Source organism: Bacillus cereus group sp. BfR-BA-01309, assembly GCF_022664315.1.
Classification (GTDB): Bacteria; Bacillota; Bacilli; order Bacillales; family Bacillaceae_G; genus Bacillus_A; species Bacillus_A mobilis.
The window spans coordinates 1-405 of sequence record NZ_JAKUHE010000070.1 but is presented as its reverse complement, the minus strand read 5'-3'; the positions used below and the strand labels follow the sequence as shown (position 1 = coordinate 405).

The window sequence follows — 405 nt, the reverse complement described above, 5'->3', positions numbered from 1 at the left end:
TGGAGGTGAAACGAAGGATGATCAATAAAGCGTATAAATTTCGTATCTATCCAAATAAAGCACAAGCGATCCTGATCAATAAAACGATTGGTTGTTCTCGTTTTGTATTCAATCACTTCCTATCTCTATGGGATAATGCATACAAAGAAACAGGAAAAGATTTGACATATGGTATATGCTCTGCCAAACTTCCTGCCATGAAGAAAGAGTTTGTTTGGCTAAAAGAAGTGGATAGTATTGCTATTCAGTCGTCTGTTCGCAACCTTGCGGATGCTTATACACGCTTTTTTAAAAAACAAAACAGTGCCCCGCGTTTCAAATCTAAAAAGAACAACGTACAATCTTATACCACAAAACAAACAAATGAAAACATTGCTGTTGTGGGAAACAAAATGAAATTGCCGA

1 protein-coding gene is annotated in these 405 nt (G+C 36.3%); it reads left to right on the top strand.

What is annotated here, in order from left to right; genetic code table 11:
- Window positions 1-17 precede the first annotated feature (17 nt).
- The coding region (locus MR115_RS29650; RefSeq protein WP_242243860.1) for a helix-turn-helix domain-containing protein at window positions 18-405 on the top strand (388 nt) is incomplete at its 3' end.